Origin of the sequence: Paraburkholderia sp. UCT2 (assembly GCF_014397665.1) — a bacterium.
Classification (GTDB): Bacteria; Pseudomonadota; Gammaproteobacteria; order Burkholderiales; family Burkholderiaceae; genus Paraburkholderia; species Paraburkholderia tuberum.
This window is the reverse complement of record NZ_VZQO01000010.1, coordinates 107,632-132,062: the sequence shown is the minus strand read 5'-3', so window position 1 is coordinate 132,062 and position 24,431 is coordinate 107,632. Positions and strand designations below refer to the sequence as shown.

21 protein-coding genes are annotated in these 24,431 nt (G+C 65.6%); 8 read left to right on the top strand and 13 right to left on the bottom strand.

Features of this window, described 5'->3' with window-relative positions; genetic code table 11:
- Positions 1–21 precede the first annotated feature (21 nt).
- From F6X39_RS11160 to F6X39_RS11150, 3 genes are read right to left on the bottom strand one after another with little or no spacing between them, the layout of a single operon-like run.
- Positions 22–807, bottom strand: a complete 786-nt coding sequence (locus F6X39_RS11160; protein ID WP_187616652.1) for a response regulator transcription factor — start codon at positions 805–807, stop codon at positions 22–24.
- Positions 767–1,093 carry a hypothetical protein gene (locus F6X39_RS11155; protein ID WP_187616651.1) on the bottom strand — a complete coding sequence of 109 codons (327 nt, stop codon included), beginning with the start codon at positions 1,091–1,093 and terminating at the stop codon, positions 767–769. Before F6X39_RS11155 ends, F6X39_RS11160 begins: the two co-directional genes overlap by 41 nt.
- Before the next feature lie 2 nt (positions 1,094–1,095).
- Positions 1,096–1,671: a YadA family autotransporter adhesin gene (locus tag F6X39_RS11150; RefSeq protein WP_187616691.1), complete on the bottom strand. Its 576-nt coding sequence runs from the start codon at positions 1,669–1,671 to the stop codon at positions 1,096–1,098.
- 104 nt (positions 1,672–1,775) lie between these two features.
- On the opposite strand from F6X39_RS11150, the gene F6X39_RS11145 reads away from it, so the two are divergent.
- Positions 1,776–1,925, top strand: a complete 150-nt coding sequence (locus F6X39_RS11145; protein ID WP_187616650.1) for a hypothetical protein — start codon at positions 1,776–1,778, stop codon at positions 1,923–1,925.
- Positions 1,926–1,949: 24 nt separating this feature from the next.
- On the opposite strand, the gene F6X39_RS11140 is transcribed toward F6X39_RS11145, so the two are convergent.
- Both F6X39_RS11140 and F6X39_RS11135 read right to left on the bottom strand, forming a co-directional pair.
- Positions 1,950–3,098 (bottom strand): branched-chain amino acid ABC transporter substrate-binding protein, encoded by a 1,149-nt coding sequence (locus F6X39_RS11140; RefSeq protein WP_187616649.1) that lies wholly within the window; start codon positions 3,096–3,098, stop codon positions 1,950–1,952.
- A 35-nt stretch (positions 3,099–3,133) separates the two neighbouring features.
- Positions 3,134–4,366 (bottom strand): NAD(P)/FAD-dependent oxidoreductase, encoded by a 1,233-nt coding sequence (locus F6X39_RS11135; RefSeq protein ID WP_187616648.1) that lies wholly within the window; start codon positions 4,364–4,366, stop codon positions 3,134–3,136.
- 343 nt (positions 4,367–4,709) lie between these two features.
- On the opposite strand from F6X39_RS11135, the gene F6X39_RS11130 reads away from it, so the two are divergent.
- Together F6X39_RS11130 and F6X39_RS11125 are read left to right on the top strand one after the other, a co-directional pair.
- A complete protein-coding gene (locus tag F6X39_RS11130) occupies positions 4,710–6,137 on the top strand; it encodes a PLP-dependent aminotransferase family protein (protein ID WP_187616647.1) in 1,428 nt (475 codons plus the stop codon).
- A gap of 71 nt (positions 6,138–6,208) precedes the next feature.
- Complete coding sequence (locus F6X39_RS11125) at positions 6,209–6,781, top strand: FUSC family protein (protein WP_187616646.1); 573 nt, start codon at positions 6,209–6,211, stop codon at positions 6,779–6,781.
- A gap of 25 nt (positions 6,782–6,806) precedes the next feature.
- Here F6X39_RS11125 and F6X39_RS11120 read toward each other — a convergent pair whose 3' ends face one another.
- Entirely contained in the window at positions 6,807–7,787 is a 981-nt protein-coding gene (locus tag F6X39_RS11120) for a cupin domain-containing protein (RefSeq protein ID WP_187616645.1), read from the bottom strand.
- A 117-nt stretch (positions 7,788–7,904) separates the two neighbouring features.
- Here F6X39_RS11120 and F6X39_RS11115 point away from each other — a divergent pair, with 117 nt between their 5' ends.
- Positions 7,905–8,246: a carboxymuconolactone decarboxylase family protein gene (locus F6X39_RS11115; RefSeq protein WP_184009880.1), complete on the top strand. Its 342-nt coding sequence runs from the start codon at positions 7,905–7,907 to the stop codon at positions 8,244–8,246.
- Between the two features lie 351 nt (positions 8,247–8,597).
- On the opposite strand, the gene F6X39_RS11110 is transcribed toward F6X39_RS11115, so the two are convergent.
- Positions 8,598–9,653 carry an aldo/keto reductase gene (locus F6X39_RS11110; protein ID WP_018425310.1) on the bottom strand — a complete coding sequence of 352 codons (1,056 nt, stop codon included), beginning with the start codon at positions 9,651–9,653 and terminating at the stop codon, positions 8,598–8,600.
- Between the two features lie 260 nt (positions 9,654–9,913).
- On the opposite strand from F6X39_RS11110, the gene F6X39_RS11105 reads away from it, so the two are divergent.
- Both F6X39_RS11105 and pdeR read left to right on the top strand, forming a co-directional pair.
- Positions 9,914–14,593, top strand: a complete 4,680-nt coding sequence (locus tag F6X39_RS11105; protein ID WP_187616644.1) for a DEAD/DEAH box helicase — start codon at positions 9,914–9,916, stop codon at positions 14,591–14,593.
- A 204-nt stretch (positions 14,594–14,797) separates the two neighbouring features.
- Positions 14,798–16,804, top strand: coding sequence for a cyclic di-GMP phosphodiesterase (gene pdeR, locus F6X39_RS11100; RefSeq protein WP_187616643.1), 2,007 nt, complete (start codon positions 14,798–14,800; stop codon positions 16,802–16,804).
- Positions 16,805–16,822: 18 nt separating this feature from the next.
- Here the strand turns inward: pdeR and F6X39_RS11095 are convergent, their stop codons facing one another.
- Positions 16,823–17,926, bottom strand: coding sequence for a malate/lactate/ureidoglycolate dehydrogenase (locus F6X39_RS11095; protein ID WP_187616642.1), 1,104 nt, complete (start codon positions 17,924–17,926; stop codon positions 16,823–16,825).
- A 123-nt stretch (positions 17,927–18,049) separates the two neighbouring features.
- Positions 18,050–19,510 (bottom strand): M20 family metallopeptidase, encoded by a 1,461-nt coding sequence (locus F6X39_RS11090; protein WP_187616690.1) that lies wholly within the window; start codon positions 19,508–19,510, stop codon positions 18,050–18,052.
- A 168-nt stretch (positions 19,511–19,678) separates the two neighbouring features.
- On the opposite strand from F6X39_RS11090, the gene F6X39_RS11085 reads away from it, so the two are divergent.
- Complete coding sequence (locus F6X39_RS11085) at positions 19,679–19,990, top strand: superinfection immunity protein (RefSeq protein WP_187616641.1); 312 nt, start codon at positions 19,679–19,681, stop codon at positions 19,988–19,990.
- 91 nt (positions 19,991–20,081) lie between these two features.
- Here the strand turns inward: F6X39_RS11085 and F6X39_RS11080 are convergent, their stop codons facing one another.
- The 4 genes from F6X39_RS11080 to F6X39_RS11065 form a co-directional block, all read right to left on the bottom strand.
- Entirely contained in the window at positions 20,082–20,351 is a 270-nt protein-coding gene (locus tag F6X39_RS11080; protein ID WP_184039698.1) for a YodC family protein, read from the bottom strand.
- A gap of 486 nt (positions 20,352–20,837) precedes the next feature.
- A complete protein-coding gene (locus F6X39_RS11075) occupies positions 20,838–22,385 on the bottom strand; it encodes an MFS transporter (RefSeq protein WP_187616640.1) in 1,548 nt (515 codons plus the stop codon).
- Between the two features lie 58 nt (positions 22,386–22,443).
- A complete protein-coding gene (locus F6X39_RS11070; RefSeq protein ID WP_187616639.1) occupies positions 22,444–23,073 on the bottom strand; it encodes a TetR/AcrR family transcriptional regulator in 630 nt (209 codons plus the stop codon).
- A gap of 192 nt (positions 23,074–23,265) precedes the next feature.
- The gene (locus tag F6X39_RS11065; protein WP_184039692.1) at positions 23,266–23,691 is read right to left on the bottom strand and encodes an OsmC family protein; all 426 of its coding nucleotides are present in this window, start codon (positions 23,689–23,691) and stop codon (positions 23,266–23,268) included.
- Between the two features lie 320 nt (positions 23,692–24,011).
- On the opposite strand from F6X39_RS11065, the gene F6X39_RS11060 reads away from it, so the two are divergent.
- A complete protein-coding gene (locus F6X39_RS11060; RefSeq protein ID WP_187616638.1) occupies positions 24,012–24,320 on the top strand; it encodes a DUF4148 domain-containing protein in 309 nt (102 codons plus the stop codon).
- The last annotated feature ends 111 nt before the right edge of the window (positions 24,321–24,431 follow it).

The window sequence follows — 24,431 nt, the reverse complement described above, 5'->3', positions numbered from 1 at the left end:
TCATGGTCTCGTGTCGGATCGCTAGCGGAGATCGCCTTGCGCGTCCTGCTCGGACCTGTCCTTCTCCGCGACAGCGTCTTCCGGCTCGGCGCTCGCCGGCGCTTGCGCTTCCGCGCTGCCAGCAGCGACCTCGTCGAGCCGGTAGCCGTGCGTATAGACGGTCGTCAATCGCACGCCGTTGTCCGGATGCAGGGTCAGCTTGCGTCGCAGCCGGTAGATATGCGTGTCGATCGTGCGCGACGTACTATCCAGCTCGCGGCCCCACGCAAGCTTCGCCAGAAGCCGCTTGGAAACGACCCGTCCGAGGTTCGCGAAGAAATAGGCCGCCACGTCGAATTCCTTTTCCGTCAACAAGATCGATTCGCCGTGCAGAAAAACACTGCGCTGCGTGACGTCGAATACATAAGGCCCAACCGCGATTGCACTTTCCACCTTTATGCTGCGTCGTGTGCGACGCAACAGCGCGCCTACCCTTGCCCCCAGCTCTTTGGCCCGGAACGGCTTGACGACGTAGTCATCCGCGCCGGCGTCCAGCGCCTGCACGATGTCCACTTCCAGAAGCCGGCTGGTCACGAACAGCACCGCGGGTTCGCGGCCCAGGTGACGGCGTATCCAGTACAGCACCTCGAAGCCGCTCATGCCCGGCAATTCCCAGTCGAGCACCACGAGATCGACCTCGTTGGCCTGAAGGAAACTGATTGCGTCCTTGCCCCGCTCGACCTTGTTTATTCGATGCCCGGATTGCCCGATCTCCCTTTCGACCGAATCAGCTTGCGCGGGATTGTCTTCCACCAACAGGATATTCATCTATCGCCTTTTTTCTTTCGCCCTGGCGACTTGAAGACCGGCCCGCTCGACAGATGCGGCGAAAGACATTCGCATCTGGAATTTCACTCACACGAGCAACCAGTTCAAACAGGACGAAAAAGCCAACATAGAAAATCGCATACGGCACCAGGTCGGCGTGAGCGGCCAGCGGCGCCGGCCCCGTATGCATTGTGAATTTCGAGAAGAACGATAGAGCCAGTCGCTTTTCAAATCGCCCCCCTTTGGGAGGGGGGATTGTGTTTTCGAAGGGGGGGTCATATTGCACGATCACCCCCCCTTATCAGTGATTCGATCTGGCGCGCGAGCATTCGGCCGCGGGTCGGCGACGGTAATGGATCGGGATCGTCGCGGACATACAGCCGGTTTCCCCGTCGCGCTCGTACCGACGCCGCCCTTGACCTTCAGGTTGGCGGTCACGCGCGCGGAAAAGCCGATTGCAACGGCCGTGTAGCCCTTGTAGTTGCCCGAGCCGATTCCAACCGAGAGGGTCTTGCCGGGGTCGACGTCCGGGATCATCGTCAACGAGGTCGCGCCGGCGATGCCTGAATAGGCCTGGCGCGCCACCGCGTTCACCCCCTGCTGAACCGAGTCCAACCGCTGCATGTTGACCGCGTCGGTCGGACTGACGCCCGGCGCGACGTGCGAGATCGTCCGTTCGTGACCGAGCGAGCCGATCGACACCGAGTTCGCGTCGCTGGCGGCGGAGCCCGCACCGAGCGCGACCGAGTTGGGCGCGACCGCAACCGCATTCGCGCCGAGCGCCGACGAACCCGCGCCGCCGAGCGTGACTTTCGTGTGGGATGGGTCGTCGTACTGGACCGCGTCGCCGAGGCCGGTGGACAGTCAAGCGAGGCTGCTGTTGGTCGTGGTCAGCGCGATGGAAAGCGACGTTACGTCGCTTTGTGCCTGCTGATGTCAGTTGAGGTCGAAGTCGACAACGAAGTCAATTGCCCAAAATTGACGGCATCGGCCGGGCACACGCCGCGCCGCGCATCACGACGACCTTGCCCGGTTGCACGCGGCCGTCCTTGACCGCCGCGATCGCATCGTCGGATGTCGAGAAGCGGATCGCCTCGCCGGTGAACGCGCGCTGCTGACAGCCGGTCCAGTCTGAACAACGCTCACACCCCACTGCCGCCCACGGTCCGCTGACTCTTCCACTGCCCCTGCTGTACCTCGAACAGCGTATAAGGCGGCTTGATCAGATCTCCATGCGGATCGAACGCGATTCTCCCCGTCACGCCAGTCACGTTCACTTTTGGAAAAGCCGCGACGATCGTGGCGCGATCGAGCGAGTCCGCGTCCTGGATCGCCTGAATCATCGCCAGCGCGGCGTCGTATGCGAACGGCGCATAAAGCTCGACATCCTGATTGAAGCGCGCCTTGTAGCGCTTGCCGAACTCCTGCGCGGACGGCAGCTTGTCGAGCGCCGGACCGGGCTCGAGATCGCGCGTACCTTCGCCCGCGTTGCCCGCAATCTGCAGGAACGCGTTGCTCTTCAGCGCGCCCGCGCCAAACAGTTGCGCGCGCATGCCGAGCGAGCGCATCTGCTTGACCAGCATCGCGCCCTGTTCGTCGAGCCCGCCGAAGAAAATCAGATCGACGTTTTTCTGCTTCAACGAAGTCAGGATCGCGCGCAGATCGACCGCCTTGTCGTTGGTGAACTCGCGATCGACGATATTGCCGTTCGCCTGCTTCGCGCCCTTCTCGAACGCATCGGCGAGGCCCTGGCCGAACGCGGTGCGGTCGTCGATGATGCCGATGCGCTTCGCCTTCAACTGCTGCACCGCGAACTCGCCCGCGATCACACCGCCCACGCCGTCGTGCCCCATCGTGCGAAACACGTTCGCGAAACCCTGCGCAGTGAGCGCCGGGTTCGTCGAGCCCGGCGTGATCATCGCGACGTTCGCCGTGTGATAGACGGCCGAGGCCGGAATGCTGCAGCCCGAGTTGTAATGGCCGATCACGCCGACCACGCCGTCGTCGACGAGCTTCTGCGCGACCTGGATCGCGATGCGTGGATCGGCCTGATCGTCCTGCACGTCGAGCACGTATTTGACGGGTTTGCCGCCGATCATGGGATGCTTCGCGTTCGCTTCGTCCACCGCGAGCTGCGCGCCGTTCTGCAGATCCTTGCCGACCCGCGCGACGGGTCCGGTCAGCGGTCCGACGAAGCCAATCTTGACGATTTGCGGCTCGGCGCCGTACGACGGCGCATGCGCACACAACATCCCAAGGGCGAGTGCGACAACCAGGTTTCTGCGTTTCATGATGTCCGTCCTCTTCCGTGCAGCAGTTGCGGTGGTTAAAAACGACGCGGGCTATATGGCGCGAGATCGACCGGCGGCACGCGCCCCGCCACCAGATCGGCGACGACGCTGCCCGTCACGCCGCCCAGCGTGACGCCCAGATGCTGATGACCGAACGCGTAGACGACACGTGGCGACCCGCTCGACGGCCCGACGACCGGCAGGCCGTCGGGCAGGCTCGGACGGAAACCGAGCCAGTCGCTATCCGGTTGCGGCAATTGCGGCAGCGCGTGCTGCGCGGAGCGCGTGATCAGATCGAGCAGCGCGGCATTGCGCTGTGATCCATAGCCGCCGAGCTCGACGGTGCCCGCCGCGCGGATGCCGCCGTCCATCGGCACCATGTAGAAGCCGCGCTCGGCCCAGCCGCACGGCCGCGAAATCAGCGACGACGTGCCGGGAAAACGCACGTGATAGCCGCGTTCGGTATCGAGCGGTACGCGGTCGCCGCATTGGCGCGCGAAGCGGCCTGAAAACGCGCCGGCACAGACGACCACCTGCGCGGCGTCGTAGGCGCGACCCGCGTCGTCGACGATGCGCACGCTGGTGGCGCCCGGCACGAGCGTACGAACCGCGCTGCGCTCATGCGTGAGACCGCGAGCGAGCAGCGCTGCATGCAGCGCCTGCAAGAAGCCGCGCGGATCGCTGAGGAACCAGCTGCCGTTGAACAACGTGCCGTGCGCAAAGATCGGCGCGAGATTCGGTTCGAGTGCGGCGATGCCGGCGCGGTCGAAGTTTTCGAAGCTCACGCCGAGCGACCGGCGCAATGCGAGCGACGGCTGGGCCGCCTCGAACGACGCCGCATTCGAATACAGGTACAGGCATTCGCGGGGCCGCACGAAGCGCGACAGGTCGTCGCTCTCGAGCATCTCGCGATAGCCGTCGAACGCGCGCGACAGCAGGCTTGCCAGCGCCTGCGCGCTGTGCTCGTAGCGATGCGGCATCGACGCGCACAGAAAGCGCGCAAGCCACGGCGCGAGTTGGGGCAGATAGCGCCAGCGAATCCGCAGCGGACTCGTCGGCGAAAACAGGAAACGCGGAAGATTGCGGAACACCGCCGGGTTGTTCACCGGAATGCAGCCGTAGTTGGCGAACGTGCCCGCATTGCCGTATGACGTGGCCTCGCCCGGACCGAGCGCGTCGAACAGCGTGACGTGGTGACCGTCGCGCATCAGCCAGTAGGCGCACGACAGGCCGATGAAGCCCGCGCCCAGCACGGCGACTTCGCTCATCGCGTTCGCCGGCCGGCCGAACTGGCCGCCCGACCCGAACCTGCACCGGACGCACCGACCGGCAGGAGCGTGCTCTGCTGTTCTGTCACAACCGTCCCTCCTGTACAACAGTTGCGCGTCGCCTTTCGACACAGCGCCATACAAATCATGCTTTAATACTCACACAAAGTTTTTTTGTGTGCAATTAATTTGGCTTTGTGTGGACTTAGGTACTTTCCCCGAGCGAAACGGGCGGGCATCGTGCAGGGCGACGTACTTCCGCTTGGCAAGCCGACGACAAACGGGTTTAGTATTGGCTTGTCCGGTACGGTCGAACGAGTTTTTGTATGGAGATTCACGCTGGATGAAAAGCGCAATTGACCACACAAACGGAGAAGACGTTCTCCAGACAAAGGGGCGTCAGCCGACTTATCTCGAAGTGTCGCGCAGCCTCGAGGAAAAAGTCCGCAGCGGTCTCTACCCGCCGGGCAGCCGCCTGCCGCCGCAGCGCGAGCTTGCGTTGGAGCTGGGCCTGAATGTCTCGACCGTGTCGCGCGCGTACAAGGAGCTACAGACGCGTGGGCTGATCGTCGCGAGCAAGCGGCGCGGCTCGATCGTCACCGGCGGCGCCATGCCTGCCGTGCATGCCCGCAGCGACAACACGTCGGCAAACGGCAAACCCAACGCGAACGCCGTGCTCGATCTGACCGTGAACCGGCCTGCCACCGGTGAATTCCTCACACAACTCGCGCGGACGATGGCGCAAATTGCGCACGATCCCCGCTATCCGGAGACCCAGGAATATCAGCCGCCGCAAGGCCCCGAATGGGCGCGGGCCGCGGGCGCGCAATGGCTCGCCGCGCCCGGCTTCACTCCCGGCGCCGACAGCGTGGTCGTCACGAGCGGGGCACAGCACGGCCTGTTTGCGGTGTTGAGCAGCTTGATGGGTCATGAAGGCGTGATCCTGTCGGATCAGCTGACCTACTATGGGCTGAAAGCCCTTGCGCCGGTGTTTCAGTTCGAACTCGTCGGCATTCCGAGCGACGACGAAGGACTGCTGCCCGAGCGTCTCGAAGACGTCTGCCGGCATCGGCGCGTGAAGGCGATCTTCACGGTGCCGAATCTGCAGAACCCGACCGTCGTGACGATGAGCCTCGCGCGTCGCGCGGCGCTCGCCGACATCGCGCGTCGGCATCACGTCGTGATCATCGAGGACGACGTGTACGGTCCGCTGCTGCAAGCGCGCCTGCCGACGATCGCCAGCCTGTGCCCGGAGCTGACCTTCCATATCACGTCGACGTCGAAGGTCCTCGCGCCGGGTCTACGCATCGGCTATCTGCGCACGCCGCCGCATGGCGCGGCGCTGGCCGCGGAAGCGGTGCGAACGACCGCATGGATGCCTGCGCCGCTGTCGACGCTGATCGCGACGCGCTGGATCGAGGACGGCACCGCGCAGACGATCCTCGACGCGCAGCGCGCCGAGTTGCGCGCGCGCCAGGAGATCGCGCGCGAACTATTGCCCGCCGAGCATCTGAAGAGCGACCCCGCATGCATGTTCGTGTGGTTGCGCGTGCCGCCGCCGTGGCGCTCGGACGACTTCGCGGCAAACGCGCTCGCGCGCGGGGTCAACACGATGCCCGCATCCGCGTTCGCGGTCGATCGCTCGACGGTCGAGCACGGCGTGCGGATCAACCTCGCTTGCGCCGAGTCGCGCGAGCAGTTGACGCGTGGCCTGCTGATTCTCGCGCACACGCTGCGCGACCGGCCGCGTGCGCTGTTCGGCACGATCTAGCTCGCGGTGGAAGCGTGAAGCGGAGCCGCTAGAATATGGGACCTCCTGCCCCGCCGAGCCGCCTTCATCCGATGACTCCGTCCGACGATTCAAGCCCTTCCTCACGCACGCACGCCGCCGATGCGCTGTTCGCTTTCCTGAAGACGCTGCCGCTCGGCGACCGCTTGATCGAGGGCGGCTTCATGGCCGTGCAAGCCGTGGCGGGCGCGAGCCTCGCGTTCGGCATCGGTCGCGCGCTGCACACCGAGCAGGCGTTCTGGGCCGCGATCACCGCGATCGCGGTGAGCCAGCATAGTTATATCGACACCCGCAAGCTGTCGCGCGACCAGTTCATCGGTGCGATGGTCGGCGGTATTTGCGGGCTGATCGGCACGCTCGCGGGCGGCGGCCATTTTGCCGCGTACGCGGCGACCGTGGCGATCGCGATCCTGATCTGCTGGGTCGTCAACGTCGGCAGCGCAGCGCGCCTCGGCGGCATCACCGCGACGATCATGCTGCTGGCGCCAGGCATCGGCCCGGCGTGGGACAAGGCCTTTCTGCGGCTTGCCGAAGTGACGCTCGGCACGGTCTGCGCGGTCGTGGTCGCGCGACTGATGGCGTCGTTCGAAAGGCGCGCGTTCAGCAAGGGCGGACCGCCCAGATAGAATCCCCCACGCGTTGAGTCTTTAGTCAGTCATCCAGAGCATCGTCCGTTGGCGTGCGGCGCCGGTAACGTCCCGGCGTCACACCGACGCTTTGCGCGAACGCCTTGCCGAACGCCGCCTCCGATTGATAGCCGACCGCCTCGCCGATGTCCGCCGCGCTGCGTTGTGTGCGCAACAGCAGATCGCTGGCGATCGCCATGCGGATCTGCGTCAGAAAATCCATCACGGTCACGCCCGCGCGCTCGTTGAAGTGGCGCGCGTAGGTCGCGCGCGACATCGCCGCGCGCTCGCCGAGTTCAGAGATCGTCCATGCGCGTTCGGGCGCGTCGAGCATGGCCTGCACCGATGCGCCGAGGCGTGCGTCCGTCAGCAACGCGAGCATCCCGGTGCCGTTCGCATTGCGCTCGCCGTGCACGCGCAGTGCCATCGCGAACAGCGCGTGGCTCAAGGCCGTCACGATCGCGAGCGCGCCAGGCTGACGCCGCTCCGCTTCGCCGCGCATCAGAGTGATCATCGTCTGCAACGCATCGAGCGTTTGCGCATCCCCGAGCGATACGTGCAGCGGATCGGGCAGCACATTGAGCAGCAACGCCGATGAACCGGGTGCATAGACGAAGCGGCCGCACAGCAGATCGACGCCGTCATGAATCGCGGTGTCGTTGGGCGCGTGCGCGGCCGTGGCAGTGGTTTCGTGGCCATCGTTGCGCCGCACCGGCAGCATGCCGTCATGCCCGAGCGTCAACGGCAGGCCACCCGCCGAGCGCTTTACGTCGCGCATGCGATGCGCGGCGCCACGCGGAAACAGCATGAAATCGCCGGCCTGCAATTCGAGCGGCTCGCCGGCGGCGGTCTCGATCACACAGCTGCCGTCGAGCACCAGATGAAACGGCGCGACGCCCGCCTCCAGCGGCGCGTGATCGATGTCGAATGCGCCTGATAGCAGGCAGCGAAGATCGAGACTCGCTTGCGGCCGGGCAAGGTCGATCAGGCGACTGAGCGTGTCCATGAGACGAGCGCGCTAAAAGTTGAGTCGAATCAGTATTCAGGATATCGCGGCGCGGCGCAATACTTTGTCCCACGACGCCGGCAACCGCCGGTGCGCAACGGACCAAGGAGCACTGCCATGTTGAACTGGATCGATTACCGCAAGGAACTGTTCGGCCGTATCGGCGAAATGTCGAAGCTCGCGCCCGAAAGCGTGAAGGCGTATCAGGCGATGTCGAGCGCCGGTCAGAAGACCGACCTGCTCGGCGCGAAAACGCGCGAGCTGATTGCGCTCGCGGTAGCGGTCAGCCTGCGCTGTGACGGCTGTATCACGGTCCATACGGCCGAGGCGCTGAAGCACGGCGCGACCCGCGAGGAAATCGCCGAAGCGCTCGGCGTCGCGATGGCGATCAACGCGGGCGCGACGCTGGTGTATTCGGCGCGCACGCTGGACGCGGTCGCCGCGCATACGCAGGGGTAAGCGAGGTTGATGATTAGACGCAGCGATCGCCAAGTCATCGTCCGTCCTTACGTGCCGCGTCGACCGGTCATGTCCGGCGATGCGGCGCGCGGCCCTTGTTGCAGCGATCGATCAAACGCCTACCAGCCTGGTGACCGTTCCTCAGAACTGAATCGTCGTGCGCAAACCGGGAACTGCTTCGTTTTTGATGCGCTGGGTCGTTACGCGGAGAACCTGAGAGCGGTGGATCGTCTTCACGAGTTGGCGTTTTTTCCAGTCGACCGCCTCAGGCCCGCGCGCGCGAGCATGAAACTCGCGCGGCCCATCGATGAAGATTCGGCCTTCCAGGGCGAACGCGAGTACGCCGTCGCGTTATCGCTGCACGACGTGCCGAACCTCGGCCAGCTGCTGCCGGCGTTGCTCGCCCTGCCGCTCCAGCATCCAGCCGGGGTACTCCGCCGGCAGCGCGCTGACTTCGGCCAGCTTCGCGAGCTCATCGGCGGATAGCGCGACGTTGGTCGCCGCGATGTTGTCGTCGAGCTGCTCGATTTTCTTCGCGCCGACGATGACCGTGCTGACGACACGCTGATGCAGCAGCCACGCCAGCGCGATCTGCGCGACCGAGACGTTTTTCGCTGCAGCGATTTCGCGCATCACATCGATGCAGTCATACGCGCGCTCGCGATCGACAGGCGGAAAATCGAAGTTCGTGCGACGGCTGCCCGCTTCGGCCTGCTGCTCGCGTCCGTATTTGCCGCTCAGCAAACCGCCCGCGAGCGGACTCCACACCATCAGGCCGAGGCCTTCGCTTTGCAGCATCGGCACGAGTTCGCGTTCGAGATCGCGGCCCGCGAGCGTGTAATACGCCTGCAGCGTTTCGAAGCGCGCGGTGCCGAGCCGCTCGGCGATGCCGAGCGCCTTCGCGATCTGCCACGCGGCCCAGTTCGACACGCCGACGTAGCGCACGTGGCCGTGCTGCACGAGCGTATCGAGCGCGCGCACGGTTTCTTCGATCGGCGTGGCCGGATCGAAACCGTGGATCTGATACAGGTCGACGTGATCGAGTTGCAGACGCTTCAGGCTCGCCTTGATGCCGTCGAGGATGTGATAGCGCGACGCGCCGCGCGCGTTTGCGAACTCGCCGGTCTGGCCGAACACCTTGGTCGCGATCACGACCTTGTCGCGCGGTACTTGCAGATTCTTCAGCGCCTGGCCGGTGATCTGCTCGGACAGGCCGCCCGCGTAAACGTCGGCGGTGTCGATGAAATTGATGCCCGCGTCGAGCGCCCGGCCGACCAGCCGCTCCGCGTCGTTCTGCTGCAGATCGCCGATCTGCCGCCAGATGCCTTCGCCACCGCCGAAGGTCATCGTGCCCAAACACAACTCTGAAACAAACACACCGGTACGGCCCAACTGGTTATATCGCATCGTCGACGCTCCATCGTGGGTGCAGGAAGAGTCGTCAAGCGTACTGCAATTGGCGGAGGTTGGTAGGAGAGGCACACACGCCGCAAAAGACTACGAATTCCAGCAGCGGCGCGAAGCCCGATGCGCCGCGCACGAGCGGCGAAAACCTGCGAGACTGACGGCTATTGCGCCGTCAGCGTGGAATGACCCACAACCACAAAACGGTCGACATTGCCCGGTACCGACTGGATATCCCCCGCGCCGCCCTCATCTGCACAAGCATGACTTCGGCAAAGACTTCCGCCGCACTCGACGCGGCGCCCCGCTCCCGCAAGGCCCGCTCCACCGCGAGCGCGGCGCGCCCCGCCGCGCCAGCCTTACCGCCAGCCCAGCAGGCACTCGACGGTTTTCACCCAGCCGTCGCCAACTGGTTCCAGCAAACCTTCGCCGCCCCGACCGACGCACAAGCCGCCGCGTGGCCGCAGATCCGTAGCGGCCGTTCGACGCTGGTCGCCGCGCCGACGGGCTCCGGCAAGACGCTGACCGCGTTCCTGTCCGCGCTGAACGACCTGGTCTCGCAAGGCCTCGCGAACGGCGGCACGCTGCCCGACGAAACGCTGGTCGTCTACGTGTCGCCGCTGAAGGCGCTTTCGAACGACATCCGCCTGAATCTGCAACTACCGCTGCAAGGCATCGCCGCCGAACTCGACAGGCTCGGCCTGCCGCCGCTCGACATTCGCACCGCGGTGCGCACCGGCGATACCACGCAGCAGGAACGCAACGCGTTGAAAAAGCGCGCGCCGCACATTCTCGTGACGACGCCCGAGTCGCTGTACGTGCTGCTCGGCTCGGATTCTGGCCGCCGCATGCTGGCAACGGTGCGCACGGTGATCGTCGATGAGATCCATGCACTCGCCGGCAGCAAGCGCGGCAGTCATCTCGCGCTGAGCCTCGAACGGCTCGACGCGCTCTGCGCCCGGCGCCTGCCGCGCATCGGGCTGTCGGCGACGCAAAAGCCGGTCAGCGCGGTCGCGCGGTTTCTGGTCGGCGGCGCGAGCCTCGAGAGCGACGTACCGGCCGAGTGCGCGGTGATCGACGTCGGCCACGTCCGCGCGCGCGACCTCGCGCTCGAGATCCCGCCGGTGCCGCTCGAAGCGGTGATGGCCAACGAAGTGTGGGAGCGCGTCTACGACCGGCTCGCCGAGCTGGTCGCGCAGCACCGCACGACGCTGATCTTCGTCAACACGCGCCGGATGGCCGAGCGCGCCGCGCGTCATCTGACCGAGCGGCTCGGCAAGGACGCGGTCGCCGCGCATCACGGCAGTCTCGCGAAAGAACATCGTTTCGACGCCGAACAGCGCCTGAAACGCGGCGAACTGCGCGTGCTGATCGCGACCGCTTCGCTCGAACTCGGCATCGATATCGGCGACGTCGACCTCGTCTGCCAGATGGGTTCGCCACGCGCGATCGCGCCGTTCCTGCAACGCGTCGGCCGCTCGGGCCACCACGTCGGCGGCATGCCGAAGGGGCGGCTCTTTCCCGCCTCGCGCGACGACCTGCTCGAATGCGCGGCGCTGGTCGATTGCGTGCGGCGTGGCGAACTCGATGCGCTACGCATCCCGCGCGCGCCGCTCGACGTGCTCGCGCAGCAGATCGTCGCGGAAGTGTCGAGCGCCGAGTGGAGCGAGGATGCGCTGTTCGACATGCTGCGGCGCGCAGCGCCGTACGCGGATCTGTCGCGCGAGCAATACGACGCGGTGCTGCGCATGCTCGCCGAGGGCTACACGAGCCGCCACGGTCCGCGCGCCGCGTACGTGCATCGCGATGCGGTAAGCGGCACGCTGCGCGGCCGGCGCGGCGGCAAGCTGGTCGCCGTGACGTCGGGCGGCACGATCCCCGAAAACGCCGATTACGCCGTCGTGCTCGAACCGCAGGCGATCAATATCGGCACCGTCAACGAGGACTTCGCGGTCGAAAGCCTCGCCGGCGATGTGTTCCAGCTCGGCAACGCGTCGTACCGGATTCTGCGAATCGAGAGTGGCCGGGTGCGGGTCGAGGACGCACAAGGGCAACCGCCGAACATTCCGTTCTGGCTCGGCGAGGCGCCGGGGCGCAGCGACGAGCTGTCTTTCGCGGTCACGAGATTGCGGGAGCAGGTCGAGCGTTTGCTGACGCAGGGCGAGCCGGCGTCACACGCGGTTGCGTCGGTGCCAATCGCCGCGGCGCAATTCGAAGCAGCCGCAACGCCCGCGAAATCCGCGGCAAAGAGAGGACGCAAAGCGAAAGCTGCCGTGGCGCAGAGCACGACGCAGACCACAACGGCGTCCGCAACCGCCTCAGCCACGCTGCCCGCGAGCGAAGCCGAACCCACGGCCGCGCGCCTCGACCGCGCCATCGCCTGGCTCGCCGACGAGCTCGCGCTCGACGAGCCCGCCGCGCGCCAGATCGTCGAATACCTGGCGCGTGCGCGCGCCGCGCTCGGCGTACTGCCGACGCAGAGCACGCTGGTGATGGAGCGCTTCTTCGACGAATCGGGCGGCACCCAGCTCGTGATCCACTCGCCGTTCGGCAGCCGCGTGAACCGCGCGTGGGGGCTCGCGCTGCGCAAGCGCTTCTGCCGCAGCTTCAACTTCGAGTTGCAGGCCGCCGCCACCGAAGACGCGATCGTGCTGTCGCTGACCGGCAGCCACTCGTTCGCGCTCGACGAGGTCTGGCGCTATCTGCACTCGAACAGCGCCGAACATCTGCTGATCCAGGCACTGCTCGATGCGCCATTGTTCGGCGTGCGCTGGCGCTGGAACGCGACGACCTCGCTCGGCCTGCCGCGCTACACGGGCGGCCGCAAGACCGCGCCGCAACTGCAGCGCATGCGCAGCGAGGATCTGCTCGCGAGCGTGTTTCCCGAGCAGGCCGCGTGTCTGGAGAACGTCGTCGGCGAACGCGAGGTGCCGCGCCATCCCTTAGTCGACCAAACCATCGACGACTGTCTGCACGACGCGATGGACAGCGAACGCTGGCTCGCGCTGCTGCGCCGCATCGAGCGCGGCGAGTTGCGGCTCGTCGCGCGTGATCTGCCGGCGCCGTCACCGCTCGCCGCCGAAATCCTGACCGCGAAGCCCTACGCGTATCTCGACGACGCGCCGATCGAGGAGCGCCGCACCCAGGCGGTGCTGAACCGCCGCTGGACGGACCCTGAAAGCGCCGACGATCTTGGCGCGCTCGACGCCGCCGCAATCGACAGCGTGCGCGACGAGGCGTGGCCGCAGGCGCGCAACGCCGACGAAATGCACGAAGCGCTGACGGGCCTCGCGTGCATCACCGGGGCCGAGGCGCTCGCGCACGAGGATTGGCCGACGCTGCTTGCGGCGTTGGCGAAAGCCGGCCGGGCGACACGCTTGCCGCTGGCCGCGCAAGCCAACGCGAGCACGGGCAACGACAACGCCAGCGACAGCGCACTGTGGCTGCCCGCCGAACGCCTGACCTGCTTCGAAGCGCTGTACCCCGGCATCGCGTGCAATCGCTACACACCGCCGCTGAGCGCCCCGAAGGGCTACACCGAGAGCTGGAGCACCGACGACGCGCTCGTCGACGTGTTGCGCGCGCGGCTGACCGGCTTCGGCCCGCTGACGGTCGAGGCGATCGCGCGCCCGCTCGGTTTGCCGGCCGACCGGATCGAACAGGCGCTGATCCGGCTCGAAGCCGAAGGCTATCTGTTGCGCGGCCGCTTCACGCCGCACACGAGCGGCGAGGAATGGTGCGAACGGCACCTGCTCGCACGCATCCACCGCTACACGGTGAGGCGGCTGCGGCGTGAGATCGAGCCGGTCGAGCGGCACGACTTCATGCGCTTCCTGTTCGAATGGCAGCATCTGACGCCGACCACACGCGCCGAAGGCCGCGACGCGCTCGCCGCCGCGCTCGACCAGCTCGAAGGCTTCCAGGCCGCGGCCGGCGCGTGGGAGGAAGACATCCTGCCCGCGCGCGTGCGTGCCTACACCAGCAGTTCGCTCGATGAGCTATGCCGCGCCGGCAAGATCGTCTGGACCCGCCTGACCGAGCGGGCGCGCGGCGCCGCCGGTCCGGTCCGCGGCACGCCGATCGTGCTGCTGCCGCGCGTCCAGCTGCGTGCGTGGCGCGCGCTGCTCGATCCGGCGCGCCAGGTCGAGTTGTCGGCGCTCGCGCAAAGCGTGCACGACACCCTCGCGCAACACGGCGCGATGTTCTTCGACGAACTGCTCGCCGAGGTGCGCGTGCTGCGCATGGAGCTCGAAAGCGCGCTCGGCGAGTTGGTCGCGGCCGGCCTCGCGAACTCCGACAGCTTCGCGGGCTTGCGCGCGTTGCTGAAGCCAGTCGCCAAACGCAACGCGTTTTCCAGCAGCCGGCGCGCGCGAGCGAGCGCGCTGATCGGCGGCATGGACGACGCGGGGCGCTGGGCGCTCGTAAGCCGTCCGTCCGCCGTCGCGCCGGAAAATCCCCCCGAACGGCGGCGCCAGTTGCCGCCCGAGGCGCTCGAACACGTCGCAATGACGTTGCTGCGCCGCTACGGTGTCGTGTTCTGGCGCGTGCTAGAACGCGAGGCCGAATGGCTTCCGCCGTGGCGCGATCTGCTGCGCGTTCTGCAGAGGCTCGAGGCGCGCGGCGTGATCCGCGGCGGGCGGTTCGTCAACGGACTCGCGGGCGAGCAGTTCGCGCTGCCCGAGGCGATTCCGCTGCTGCGCGAGGTGCGCCGGCAGCCGAACGACGGTGCTCTTATCTGCGTTGCTGGGACCGATCCGCTGAATCTCGTCGGCACGCTGCTGGTCGGCGACAAGGTGCCGGCCGTGACCGGAAACCGCGTGCTGTATCGCGACGGCGTGGTGGCGGCCACGCTGGTGGCCGGCAAGTTCCGGTTCGACGCGGCGCTCGACGCCAACCCGCCCGAACGCGAACGCGCCCGCGCGCTGCTGGCGCGCCGCCTCTAGCGACGTCATCGTGGCGTCGTTCTGGCGGGTAATAATGCCGCCGCGCGCGGCCGCGCCGGCCCATACTCATGCTTAGCAAAACGTTAATGATTCTTCGCTCGAATTGTCACGCTTAGATACAATGAGGCAGTTTCATTTTAGTATGAGGAAGACTGTCTGCCGCCGCCCGCCTTGATAGGACCGCCGGCACACTCCGGGGATTTCATGAGCGACCAGCTACACGACCAGGTGCTTCACGCGCGGTTCGGCACGAGCAGCCCTTGCTGGCGCCTGGCGGCCGCCAGCGACACGCTGGAACTCGTGCCTGCGCACGGCCACGCGGCTGTCGGCGTCGCCATTTCCCTCACCTCTTCTCAAGCTTCCCAAGTCCGCGCGCTGAGCGGCGTGACCTCCCACGTCGTCGTCGACGTTCAGTTGGACGCCGCGCCGCTGCGGCTGCATCTGGTCGGCAAGAAACTCGATTGTCATCGTTGGGGCGGCACCGCGTCGGCCGATGGCGACACCGAATCCGTCGCGCGAGCGCTGCTGCACGGTCTGTCGTTCGCTGAACAGGTCGTCTCGGAGGTCAATTCGGTCGTCGTGATCGTCGACCGGAACGGCCGGATACAGCGCTTCAACCGGCTCGCCGAGGAGCTGACCGGACTCAGGGAAGAGGACATCATCGGCCGCAGCGTCTGGACGTTGTTCATGTCGTCCGACGACGGCGGGGTCTCGAACGAGGTCAGCGCGAATTTTTTCAATCGTGGCGAACCGTACGAGATCGAACGGCGCATCAAAACGGTGCACGGCGAACGGCTGTTCCTGTTTCGCAACAAATTCGTGCGCAGCGGCAGCGGCATCGAAGAGCAGTTCCTGATCTGCTCGGGCACCGACATCACCGAGCAACGGCTCGCGCAGGACCGCCTGATCGAGCAGGCCACCACCGACCCGCTCACTGGCCTCGCCAATCGCAACGCGATCCAGGAGCGCATCCAGATCGCGATCGAACTGGCGGCGCCGGGCGAAACCGTCGGCGTCCTGTTTCTCGATCTCGACAACTTCAAGAAGGTCAACGATCACTACGGCCACGTGTTCGGCGACCGGCTGATCTGCGACGTGTCGGATGCGATCCGCGACTGCCTGAATCCGGGCGACTCGCTCGCGCGTCTGGGCGGCGACGAATTCATCGTGCTCGCGGCGAAGGGCTCCGCGCATGACCTGGAAAACACCGCGCAGCGCATTCTCGATCGTATGCGCGTGCCGTTCGCTGTCGGGCTCGTCGAGGTCTATACCGGCTGCTCGATCGGAATCGCGCGTTCGCCCGAGCATGGCGAAACCCTCGAATCGCTGATCCGTTCGGCCGACACGGCGATGTACGTCGCGAAGGACGAAGGCAAGCGCACGCATCGCGTGTTCTCGCCGGAAATGAATCGCCGCGTCGCGGAGTTCATGTGGCTCGACACGAATCTGCGCCGCGGACTCGAGGAAGGCCAGTTGGCGCTGCACTATCAGCCGAAGCTGAACCTCGCGACGGGCGCCGTGCAAGGCGCCGAAGCGCTGGTGCGCTGGAATTCGCCGGAGCGCGGCCAGATCATGCCGGCGGAATTCATCCGTTATGCCGAGGAATCCGGACTGATCGGCGTGCTCGGCCGCTGGGTGATGGAAACCGCAGCGAAACAGGCGGCCCGCTGGAAAGCGGCCGGCTATGACCTGCGCGTCGCGATCAACGTATCGGCGCGACAACTCACGGATACAGCCGTGGTCCGCCATTTCACCGAGGCATTGCAGCACGCGAGTCTCGATCCATGCCTCGTCGACCTCGAACTGACCGAAAGCTGCCTGATCGAAAACGAAGCGGCCGCGATCGAGCTGATCAAGCAGTTCCGCGAACTCGGCGCGCAGGTGCATCTCGACGACTTCGGCACCGGCTACTCGTCGCTGTCGCAGCTCGGCCGTATTCCGCTCGACGTGATCAAGCTCGACCGCAGCTTCACGGGCTCGATCCACGCGGATATGAAGGCACAGGCGCTGGTGCGCTCGATGGTCGCCGTCGCGCAGGAGCTCGATTTCCAGGTGGTCGCCGAAGGGATCGAAACCGAGGCGGAAGAAGCCTTCATGAAGGGGCTCGGCGTCGATTACGTGCAGGGCTTCCTGTACGCGAAGCCGATGCCCGCCACCGAGTTCGAGCGCTGGCTGCTCGATAGGCGCAGCAAGCTCAGGCTGATCGCCTGAGCCCTGCTGTCGCGCGCTTCAGCCGAGGCGCGCGGACCAACCACCCACTTCGTCTTCATCCATCCCGACGGCGCGCGCCGCGCAGTGGATTTGCGTCCACGTAGCCGCGTCGATCGGAATGCCGGCGGCCTCGCGCTGCGCGCGCGTCACGCGCTCGGGCTCGCCGGGTTCGTAGATGCGCTCCGCGCCAGCCGCGAGCGGCGACGCCTTCACCCACGCGAGGAACGCATCGGCTTCGGCTTGCGCATCGGGCGCGTCGAATGCGGTCGGATCGATGATCACCGATAGCATGCAGTTGATGATCGCGTGCGTGGTACCGAGCGTGTCCGCATGCGTCGTGAAGCCGCCCGACAGCGCGCCGCCGAAAATCTCGCAGATCGCCGCGAGCCCGAAACCCTTGTAGCCGCCGAACGGCGTCAGCGCGCCGAACGGCGCTTCGTGCATGACTTTCGGTTCGAGCGTCGGCATGCCTTCGTGATCGATCAGCGCGCCGGGTGGCGTGAGCTTGCCCTGGTTATAAGCGACGCGCGTCTTGCCGAACGCGATCGTGCTGGTCGCGAAGTCGAGCACCAGCGGCGGTTTGCCGGGCCGCGGATAAGCGGCGCAGAACGGATTCGTGCCGATGCGCCGGTCCGCGCCGCCGAATGGCGCGACGAGCGGATCGCCCGCCACGTTGACGAAGTGAAACGACACCAGCCCGGCGCGCGCGCACTGCTCGGCCCAATGCCCGATGCGGCCGATATGATGCGCGCCGCGCAAGCCCACCGCGCAGACGCCGAGCCGCCGCGCGCGCTCGATGCCCCGCTCCATCGCCTCGAACGCGATCACCTGACCGAAGCCCTTGCCGCCTTCGACGGTCAGTACCGCGCCCGCGTCCTTCACGACGTCGGCGTGTCGATTCAGTTGCAGTTGCTGGTCGGCGAGCGATTCGACATAGCGCGGGATCATGCCGACGCCGTGCGAGTCGTGCCCGGTCAGATTCGCGGCCACCAGATGATCGGCCACCAGCTCCGCTTCGCGCGGCGTACTGCCCGCTCGCTCCCAGATCGCCCTAACGTAGGCATGCAGTTGATCGGCCGGAATCCGGGGCGTGGTGGTTTGGGCAGTCTGGGAGTCGGTCATTCAGCGTGTCGGTGAGGTTCGAACGGAAGGAATGAAACGGCGGGAAAAACAGCTGCATCAAAGCAGCATCGATAAACAGCGGGCCCGGGTCACGCCCGAGCCCCACTCAAACGAAACCAGAACTCACGGCGCCGCGGCAATCACTTCGGCAACCGCGGCCGTCAGCTTCTTGCCGTACGGCACGTGCAGGAACTCGTTCGGCCCATGTGCGTTCGACTTCGGCCCGAGCACGCCGCACACCATGAACTGCGACTTCGGGAAGCCCGCCTTCAGCACGTTCATCAACGGGATCGTGCCGCCGAGGCCCATGTAGGCCGCGTCGGCGCCGAAGTGCTGACGCGACGCATCGTTGAGCGCGGTGGCGAGCCATGGCGCGACCTCCGGTGCGTTCCAGCCGCTCGCCGCGCCCGCATCCGGCTTGAACGTGACCTTCGCGTTGTACGGCGGATCGAATTCGAGCAGCGCCTTCAGTTCGGCGACCGCCTTCTCCGCTTCGATGGTCGGCGGCAGCCGCAGCGACAGCTTGAACGCCGTGCGCGGACGCAGCACGTTGCCGGCGTCGGCGAGCGCGGGCAAGCCAGCCGCGCCCGTCACCGACAGCGACGGACGCCACGTCGAATTGAGCAGCGCCTCGCGCGGATCGGTCGTGGTGGGCAGCACCTGACGGCCGTCCTGGCCGCACGCCCACGGCATCTTCTTCCAGACGTCATCGCCGAGAATCCTTGCGGCGGCCTCCGCTTCGCGCAGACGATCGGCGGGCACCGTGCAGTGGAAGCCCTTCGGCAGCAGCGTGCCGTTGGCGGAGTCTTCGAGACGGTCGAACAGTTGCCGCATGATGCGGAAGCTCGACGGTACGATGCCGCCGTAGACGCCCGAGTGAATCCCTTCGTCGAGCACCTGCACTTCGAGATCGCCGCCGACGAGTCCGCGCAGCGACGTAGTCAGCCACAGCTGATCGTAATTGCCCGCGCCCGAGTCGAGACACACGACCAGCCCGACGTTGCCGAGCCGCTCGCGCAGCGCGTCGACGTAGGGCAGCAGATCGTAGCTGCCCGACTCCTCGCAGGTTTCGATCAGTCCGACGCAGCGCGGACGTTCGACACCCTGTGCATCGAGCGCGGCGAGCGCCGTCAGGCTCGCATAGATCGCGTAGCCGTCGTCCGCGCCGCCGCGGCCGTAGAGCTTGCCGTCTTCGAACTTCGGCGTCCACGGACCGAGGTCGTTGCGCCAGCCATCGAACTCGGGCTGCTTGTCGAGGTGGCCATAGAGCACGACGGTTTCGTCGCTGCCCGAGCGCGTCGCGGCCGTCTCGAAGAAGATCACCGGCGTGCGGCCCGGCAGGCGGATCACCTCGAGCTTCAGGCCGCGCACCGGTTGCTGCTCGGCCCATTGCGCGGCGTCGGTGATCACGCGCTCCAGATAACCGTGTTTCGCCCAGTCGGGATCGAACGCCGGACTCTTGGCCGGCACCGCGATGTAGTCCGTCAGCGCGGGCACGATCTCGTCGTTCCACTTGCGCTCGACGAATTCTCGTAGCGTGTCCGGGTTGAGTTGAGCCTGCTGGGTCGTGTCGTCGGTGATCATGATCGGGTCCGTGAAGTACTGTTCGGTCGAAACGATCATGATAGTCCCGATGCGTGTCGGGCTGAACCCCTTGCGGTGATTAGGGTGGAGGCTGGAACGCGCAGGTGCGAGGCGCGCGGCCGCCATTCGCGCGACAATCGCTACATGCATCGCGCATCAGGAGCTTGTATGGGTGGCAACGTGGCCGTTCAGGCCATCGGCGCGGCGTTCGCGCTGGCGCTGTATTTTCTGCCGGCGATCATCGCGGACCGGCGCAAGCGCCGCGACGTGCTGACGCTCGCGCTCTTCAATGCCTGCCTCGGCTGGACCATACTCGGCTGGGTGCTCGCGCTGTATTGGGCGCTGCAGCCGAATCCGGCGGAGAGCCTCGCGCGGGACGTCGTGGAGACACGCAAGGTGTCGACCTTGCGCGCGTTTTCATCGGCGCTGACGCTGCGCGTGCGGCGACGCGAGGCCGCGCGCGAGCGGCACAAGCGCTGAAACGATTCGGGCGGCTCGAGCAAGACGAGCAGCAAACGAACTACAGGAAACCGATTGATTGACGTGCACGGGCGTCACTCAGGGGCGTCACTCAGGCCGCGCGCCCGATGCGACTCCACTGTACCGAGCCCGCCGGAATGGAGCGCGGCTCCGCCCGCACGGCTTGCGCCGCAAAGCTTTCGTGACGCAGTTCGCCGTGTTCGTCGAACCACTCGCAGATCACCCAGTCGCCGGGATTCAGCGCGACCGGACCTGCGTACGTCACGGTCATGCGCGGGCCCCCTTCTTTTAACTTGACGACGTCGCCCACATTGAAGGCGGCGGATGTTGTCTGGAATGCGTCAATGGTAGCGGTCAGCATATTGGGTCCCCCTATCTTGAGCGTTTATTAAGTTGAGCCCGGCTTTATCGACTCCGACCTGTTGAATCAACACTCTAAAGCCAAGACAGACTAACAATTGAATTTAAACGCGGCAAGCGCTTTTTTATTGATACCGTTTTCATTGAACCCGCAGTTCATGCTCGCTGGCTAAAGTTCCCGGCATTACCGAAAACAATCATCGCGACACCTTGCGGCTAACCCTATGTGCGCTACCGCACAGACGCAACACTTACTGCAGGCCGTTTGCAGGCCGGTAGAAAATGCGAGGCCGGTTTCGTCTGATTAGAAAAGCTAAGGCGATGTCGTCGAGCCGTTAATCGGATGAGCCAGTTTGATCTAAATCAGAATTACCTGTGAACGAGCAGATCGCCGGTAAATACCATGCAGTTCGTTATACCGCTTCGTTCAAATTGAACGATTTTTTCAGCGAGCCAACAAATGAAAACGATTACCAGCGGATTAATTTCAAACTGCCGGGGCGACTGAGCGCCGCACGCCTTTCTGATGACGCACCAGCAGCACGCTAAGGCCGATACACACGAACATCAGCACGGCATTGATAGCGAGGCTCAGCTGGAACGCGTGCGCATAAGAGGCGGGTGCCGAACTGCCGCCGAGCGCCCCGAAGAACGCGCCGCTGATCGCCGCGGTGCCGAACGCGGAGCCGATCTGCAACGTCGACGAGACCACACCCGATGCAAGCCCGGCCTTCTCGGGCACCACCTCCTGCAACACGATGCGCATGATCGACGGCAACAGCAGACCATGTCCGACGCCCGCGCACACTAGCCCGCAGTAGAACAGCAGATCGGGCGTCGCGGATTGGGTCGCGGACCAGCCGGTCACCGTGAAGCCCAGCGTCATCATCGAGAAACCGAGCGTCAACACATGGGCGCCGATGCGCTTGACCACGGCCGGCGACGTCAACGGCCCGATCACGAAGCCGAGCGCGAACGGCATGATCGCGATGCCCGACGCGAGCGGCGTCCAGTGCAGGCCGGTTTGCAGAAAGATGCCGTAGGTCAGGAAGAACGCGCTATTGCAATAGAACAGGAACGCGAGCACGAGACCGAGCGCGAACGCGCGATTACGGAACAGTTGCAGATCGACGAGCGGATGCCCGCCAGCGCGCTCGACGCGCCGCTCGGTCGCGACGAACAGCGCGAACACCGGCACAGCGAGTGCGAACATGGCGAAGGTCCACGCGGGCCAGCCGGCTTCACGGCCATGCGTCATCGGATAGATGACGAGCAGCAGCACCGCCGACAGCAGCGCGACGCCCTTCAGATCGACGCCGGTATGCGTGGCCGGCTGGTTCTCCGGCACGAACTTCCATGTGCCGATGAACGCCGCGATGCCGATCGGGATGTTGATCAGGAAGATCACGCGCCAGTCGAGCCCGAACGGGTGATACGTGATCAGCGCGCCGCCGCCGAGTTGCCCGACGATCGACGACAAGCCGAACACGAAGCCATACAGACTCATCACGCGCGTCTGCTGATGCAACGGCACGACCGCACGAATCGTCGCGAGCACCTGCGGCGCCATCACCGCGGCCGCGATGCCTTGCACGATGCGCGAGATCACGAGCATGTGGCCGCTCGTCGCGAAGCCGCACAACGCCGACGCGATTACGAAAGCCGCCATGCCCGTCATGAACATGCGACGGCGGCCGAACAGATCGCCAAGGCGGCCCCCCGTGATCAGCAGCACCGCGTAGGCGGACGCATAAGCCGACACGACGAGTTGCAGTTGCGCGTCGCTCGCGTTGAGGCCCGTGTGAATCGACGGCAGCGCCAGATTGACGATGAAGTAATCGAGCGGCGCGAGAAAGGCGCCGACGAACAGCACGGCGAGCGCGAGCGCCTGGCGCTGAAAGCCGGGCGCCGACGCTTCGGCGGCGACAGCCATGCCGGCCATCGCCGGGCCGGGACCGGTCACGGCTGCGCTCGCCGCGCAGCTGACTGATCCACCGAATGCCGCCGGAGCGGACTTGATTGCTTCACTTTTCATGACCGATCGTTCAAAAATTGGTTAAAAAATTTTTGCGCCACTGCTCGCGAACGAGGCGTTACACCAGCGCGCGCATCGCCACATCGACGATACCGATCAGCGCATCTTGCTGATGCGCGACCCGCCCCATGACCCGCAAGCCCTGCATCACGCATAACAGGAAATCGCCGACGGCTTTTTCGTCGAGCGTCGAATCGAATGCGCCGCTCGCCTGACCGCGGATCACCGCCGCAGCGAGCAAAGTCGCCATGCGGCGCTGAATCGCGGCGACGCGCGCGCGCAGCACTTCGTCATCGGGCTGCATTTCGAGCGTCGTATTCGTAATGAAACAGCTGCGCCGGCCGCTCAATGCGCAGGACACCCTCGCGTAGTGCAGCAGCGCGTCGCGCAGCGCCTGCTCCGGTTCGGCCGTCGCGCTCAGTCGCTGCGCAAGCCGCGCGACCGCGCCTTCCGAGTAATGATCCAGCGCGGCGAGCATGATGCCGTGCTTGTCGCCGAACACGCCGTACAGGCTGCCGCGCAGCAGGCCGGTGGCCTTGCACAGATCGTCGATCGACGTCGCGTGGTAGCCGTGATCCCAGAACACCTGGCTCGCGTTCGCCAGCACGGTGGCCGTGTCGAACTCGCGCGGACGGCCCCGGTGACACGCTTCGCCGGCTTTTTTCGCGGCTTGCTTTGAATGACTCAATTGCGATGACCTTGTTGCCTGGTTGCGTCGGTCTGTCGATATTATGACTGGATGTTCAATAAATCAAGGATGGCATTCCGTAGGCCTACTCGCGTCGGGGTCATCCGTTCATTCGACAACCGGCATCAAAAAACCGGCGGCGGACATGGCCCGTCGCCGGCTTCGTTGCGCGCTCACAGTGACAGCAGGGGCTCAGGTCTCGAGCTTCGCATCCATCGTAATCGTTGCATTCAGCACCTTCGACACTGGGCAGCCGGCCTTCGCGTCCGCGGTGGCTTTGTCGAACGCGGCCTTGTCTCCGCCCGGAATCTTCACGGTCACGTCGAGATGCACTGCGGTGATCGCGAAGCCGCCGCCGTCCTTGTCGAGCGTGACGGTGGCCGTGGTGCCGATGCGCTCCGGCGTGATGTTGGCCTTGCCCAGCTCCGCCGACAACGCCATCGAGAAACATCCCGCATGCGCAGCCGCGATCAGCTCTTCCGGATTCGTGCCGATGCCGTCCGCGAAGCGCGTCGCGAACGAGTACTGGGTGTCCTTCAGGACGCCGCTGTCGGTGGAAATCGAGCCCTTGCCGTTCTGCAGACCGCCTTGCCAGACTGCCGATGCCTTGCGCTTCATTGCGCTCTCCTGTTTGTGCCTTGCCGCGCACGCTGCTCGACCAAAGATGATGCCCGCCGCGGCGGTCCGCCCGGATGTGTCCGCGCCTGGGCATCGGTCGCAGGTGCCGCGCGGCTTGCAGGCGCGGGCGTGGACCGGATTTCATCATAGGCGCTTCCGCGTCCCGGCGCGGAAAAGCGCGTTTTTCACTATCTCAAAACTGGCAACAATATTTCGCCAGAAAGCCGCTTTTTTGCTGACCTCGTAAGAAATAGACTGCGTTCAACGGATCGGGGAACGCGGTTCACACCGATCCACCACACAATCAATTGGAGGTCATCATGAAATCGCTTCTTTCCGCAGTCGTCGTCGCATCCGCTCTTATCGTTCCGGCACTGTCGTTCGCCCAGCAGGCAAACGGTCCGGTCACGCGCGCTCAGGTGCGCGCCGAACTCGTAGCCGCGCAAAAAGCAGGCCTCCTGAACCAGAACGACACCACCTATCCGAAGGCCGTGTCACAAGACTCGACGATCGTCACCGCTTCGGCGCAAGGTTCGCAAGACGTCGGCGGCGCAAAGGCCAGTTCGTCGGACGCGGGCGCGCCGGCGACGGTGCAGCAACGTCTCTTTTCGACGTATCGCGGTAACTGAGCGTGGTAACTGATCGTGATAACTGAGCGCGCAAGTCGTTAATGCAGCGCGCAGTAAAAAGCCCCGGTTGCGAAGTTCGGCAACCGGGGCTTTTCGTTGGCGCGCGCGGCG